At 76.3% G+C, this 4,232-nt stretch carries 4 protein-coding genes; 3 read left to right on the forward strand and 1 reads right to left on the reverse strand.

The window, feature by feature from the left end; all coding sequences use genetic code 11:
- Positions 1 to 163: 163 nt before the first annotated feature.
- Positions 164 to 580, reverse strand: a complete 417-nt coding sequence (locus FOE67_RS18370) for a CoA-binding protein (RefSeq protein ID WP_182665675.1) — start codon at positions 578 to 580, stop codon at positions 164 to 166.
- 67 nt (positions 581 to 647) lie between these two features.
- On the opposite strand from FOE67_RS18370, the gene FOE67_RS18375 reads away from it, so the two are divergent.
- The 3 genes from FOE67_RS18375 to FOE67_RS18385 all read left to right on the forward strand — a co-directional run.
- The gene (locus FOE67_RS18375) at positions 648 to 1,259 is read left to right on the forward strand and encodes an IMPACT family protein (RefSeq protein ID WP_182665677.1); all 612 of its coding nucleotides are present in this window, start codon (positions 648 to 650) and stop codon (positions 1,257 to 1,259) included.
- A 199-nt stretch (positions 1,260 to 1,458) separates the two neighbouring features.
- Positions 1,459 to 2,637, forward strand: coding sequence for an exonuclease SbcCD subunit D (locus FOE67_RS18380; protein ID WP_182665679.1), 1,179 nt, complete (start codon positions 1,459 to 1,461; stop codon positions 2,635 to 2,637).
- A partial coding sequence (locus FOE67_RS18385; protein ID WP_182665681.1) for an AAA family ATPase occupies positions 2,634 to 4,232 on the forward strand: 1,599 nt, incomplete at its 3' end. The genes FOE67_RS18380 and FOE67_RS18385, both read left to right, overlap by 4 nt.

A 4,232-nucleotide genomic window follows, 5' to 3' on the forward strand; every position in this document is an offset into this window, starting at 1 on the left:
GCCCCCCGCTGCGCACCCCCGCCCCCGAACCGCTGCCCGAGGGGATCACCGCCGAGCAGTTGCGCCGCCTCCGGGCGGTCCCGGAACCGGCCCGGCCGGGGGAGGGGAGCGCCCGGCCGCCGGCTCCCGCACCGACGGAGTGAGCGGTCCGCCGCCCCGCGACTCAGGCCATCCGGCCGTACTCGATCGCCGGGCACCGGTCCATGACCATCAACAGCCCCGCCTCCCGCACCCGCCGATGGGCCTCCGTGTCGATCACCCCGAGTTGGAACCACACCGCCCGCGCGCCCACCGCGATCGCGTCGTCGGCCACCGCGCCCGCCGCCTCGGACCGGACGAAGACATCCACCACGTCCACCGGGAACGGAACCTCCCGGAGGGAGGGCCACCCCTGCTCGCCCAACACCGTCTCCGCCCGCGGATGCACCGGCACCACCCGCTTGCCCATGCGCTGCAGCAGTGCCGCCACGCCGTGGGCGGCACGCCCGCGGTTGTTCGACAACCCCACCACCGCCCAGGTGTCACCCGCGTCCCGCAGAATGGCGCGCACCGTCTCGTCGTCTCCGTAGGTCTCGACCATGTCCACGGCAACCACACCACCCGCGCCCGCATTCCGCGCCCGCCCCTCCGCCCGATACGCTGACGGCATGCCGGACCGCTACCTGACCGTGCCCGGCGAGGGCGTCCACGAGGTCGGGATCAACCGGTCCCGCTTCCGCTGCGTGGTGGCGCCCGTCGCCGATGAGACCGGCGCCCGCGCCCTCGTCGACCGGCTGCGGGCCGAGCACCCCACCGCCGACCACACCTGCCACGCCTACGTGCTGGGCGCGGACGCGGCGATCCGACGCTGCGACGACGACGGCGAACCCGGCGGCACCGCCGGCGCCCCCATGCTGCGGATGCTGCTGCACCGCGGCATCCGTGACGTCGCGGCCGTGGTCACCCGCTGGTTCGGCGGCACCAAACTCGGAGCCGGGGGCCTGATCCGGGCCTACGGCGGGGTGGTGGGGGAGACCCTGGACCGGGTGGGGACCGTGGAGCGCCGCCGCACCCGCACCCTGCGGGTCACCGTCGGGCACGACCGGGCCGGGCGCCTCGAACACGAGCTGCGTGCCGGGGGGCTCGCCGTCCTCGGTGTCCACCACGCCTCCCGGGTCACCATCGAACTCGCCGTGCCGGAGGCCGAACTGGAGGAGATCGGCGCCCGCATCGCCGACGCCACCGCCGGCACCGCCCGCACCGAGACCCTCCCGGGGTGAGCGGGACGGACCCCGCCCCGCCCCCTCCGGTGGGGTCCCGACCGGAAACCACCCGGGCGGCCGCGCCACGACTGGTAGCGTGCCCCCGGACCCCGGCATCCCGCGACCGGGGCACGGGGGGACCGGACCCGGAATCCGGACACGGCACGGAACGCGAAGCGGAGGGGGGAGGCGGGCGGCGGGAACCGTCCGGCACACCGTGAGGATCCTGCACACCTCGGACTGGCACCTGGGCCGCGGCCTGCACCGCACGAGCCTGCTGGAGGCACAGCGTGCCGTCATGGATCACCTCGTGGACACCGTCCGCGAACGCGGCCCCGACGTCGTGCTGGTCTCCGGTGACGTGTACGACCGCGCGGTGCCGCCCCTGACCGCCGTCCGGCTCTTCGACGACACCCTCCACCGCCTCGCCGACCTCGGGAGCCCCGTCGTCCTCATCGCCGGCAACCACGACTCACCCGCCCGCCTCGGGGTGGGCTCCGGACTGCTCGCCCGGGCCGGGATCCACCTGCGCACCGACCCCGACCGCCTGGCCGAACCGGTGCTCCTGCACGACGGGTACGGCCCGGTGGCCTGCTACGGCATCCCCTACCTGGAACCCGCCCTGGTTCGCGACCGCTTCGGCCTGACCCGCGGCGGCCACGAGGAGGTGTTGGGAGCCGCGATGGAACGCGTCCGCGCCGACCTCGCCTCCCGGCCCCCCGGCACGCGCTCCGTCGTCCTCGTCCACGCCTTCGTCGCAGGCGGCCAACCCTCCGACAGCGAGCGGGACATCACCGTGGGCGGGGTCGCGGCCGTCCCCCCCTCCCTGTTCGACGGCATCGACTACACCGCGCTGGGCCACCTGCACGGCGCCCGTGCCCTCACCGACCGCGTCCGCTACAGCGGCTCCCCCCTGGCCTACTCGTTCTCCGAGGCCGACCACCGCAAGATCATGTGGTGGATCGAACTCGGCCCCGCCGGTGAACTCACCGCCGAGGCCGTGGAGACGCCCGTGCCCCACCGCCTGCTGCGGCTGCGCGGCACCCTGGAGGACCTGCTCTCCGCGCCCGTCCCCGACGGTGCCGCCGACGCCCTGGTCGAGGTCACCCTCACCGACCCCTCCCGCCCGGACGACCCGCTGGGCCGGCTCTCGGCCCGTTTCCCCCGCCTGCTCAGCCTGCGGCACGAGCCGGACACACCACCCGACGCCACCGCTCCCCGCTACACCGAACGCCTGCGCGGTCGGGACGACCGCCGGGTCGCCGAGGACTTCGTCACCCATGTGCGCGGGGGTCGCGGCCCCGACCCCGCCGAGCGCGCCCTGCTGATCGAGGCGCTGGAGGCCGGGCGGGCCCGGGACACCGACCGCGACAGCCTCCGGGAGAGCGGACGATGAGGCTGCACCACCTCACCCTGACCGCCTTCGGTCCGTTCGCCGGCACCGAACGCGTCGATTTCGAACGCCTGGCCGCCGACGGGCTGTTCCTCCTCCACGGCCCCACCGGCGCCGGCAAGACCTCCGTCCTGGACGCCGTCTGCTACGCCCTCTACGGCTCGGTGCCCGGAGCCCGCCAACAGGCCCTGTCCTCCCTGCGCAGCGACCACGCCGACCCCGGGGCACCCACCGAGGTGGTCCTCGACCTGACCGTGGGCGAGCGGCGGCTGGAGATCACCCGCCGTCCCGAACAGGAGCGTCCCAAGCGCCGGGGCACCGGAACCACCCGCGACAAGGCCCTGTCCCTGCTGCGCGAACGGGACCCCCGCACCGGCGAATGGACGGCGCTCAGCCGCTCCCACCAGGAAATCGGTCTGGAGATCGGCCGCCTGACCGGCATGAGCCGCGAACAGTTCTGCCAGGTCGTCATGTTGCCGCAGGGCGACTTCGCCCGCTTCCTGCGCGCCGGCGCCGAGGAACGCGCCCACCTGCTCGGCCGTCTCTTCGACACCGGCCGCTTCGCCGCGGCCGAACGCCGACTGGCCGAACGCCGGGCCGAGGCCCGCGACCGACTGCGCGCCGGCGACGAACACCTGGTGTCCCTGGCCCACCGCGTCGACCAGGCCGCCGGACCGTGCCCCGACCTCGCCGCCGACACGCCCCCACTGCCCGGCCCCGACGACCCGCACTGCGCCGAGGCCGTCCTCGCCCGGGCCGCCGTCGCCCGCGTCGCCGCCCGCGAACGCCGCGAACTGGCCGATCTGCGCCTGGCCGCCGCGGAAGCGGCGGCCGGCCGGGCCGCCGACCGTCACGCCCGGGCCGTCCGGACCGCGGAACTCCGCGCCCGCCGGGCCGCCGCCCTGCGCGAGGACGACGAACTGAACGCCGCCCGGCCGGGGATCGACCGTGACCGCGAACGCCTGGAGAGGGCGGAGAGCGCCGCGACGGTCCTGCCCGCACTCCAGGTGTGCGCCGATGCCCGGGCCGCCCACGACTCGGCCCTCGCCCGGGAGGAGGAGGCCCGCCGACACCTGCCGCCCGACCTGCGCGAGGCCGGGGAGGAACACCTCGTCTCCCGCGAACACGCCCTGCGGGAGGAGATCGGTCGCCTCACCGCCGCCCGGGAGGCCGCCCGGGAGGCCGCCGCACTCGAGCGCGACCTCACCGCCCTGGACGCGGAGGAGGCGGCCGAGCACCGCCGGTTCGACGAACTCGGCACCGAACTCGAACGCCTGCGCCGTGAGCGGGGGACACCCGCGGCCGAGGCCGCGGAACTGGCCCCGCCGGCCGCCCGCCTCCCCGAGATCACCGCCCTCCTCGATGCCGCGCGCGCCCGGCGGGACGCGGCCCGGCGCCGTGACCGTCTCGACGCCCTGCTGCGCGAGGCGGAAACCGCCCACCTGGCGGCCGGACGCGCGGCCGACGACGCCCGCGCCCACTGGCTGGACATCCGCGAACGTCGCCTCGACGGCCTCGCCGCCGAACTCGCCGGGGCCCTGGCCGACGGCACCCCGTGCGCCGTCTGCGGCTCCACCGAGCACCCGCGGCCCGCCCGC

Origin of the sequence: Streptomyces calidiresistens (genome assembly GCF_014141525.1) — a bacterium.
Taxonomy (GTDB): domain Bacteria; phylum Actinomycetota; class Actinomycetes; order Streptomycetales; family Streptomycetaceae; genus Streptomyces; species Streptomyces calidiresistens.

Bases quoted from the DNA above. Each gene is read 5' to 3' on its own strand.
- FOE67_RS18370 (WP_182665675.1), bottom strand. From the start codon at position 580: ATGGTCGAGACCTACGGAGACGACGAGACGGTGCGCGCCATTCTGCGG.
- FOE67_RS18375 (WP_182665677.1), top strand. From the start codon at position 648: ATGCCGGACCGCTACCTGACCGTGCCCGGCGAGGGCGTCCACGAGGTC.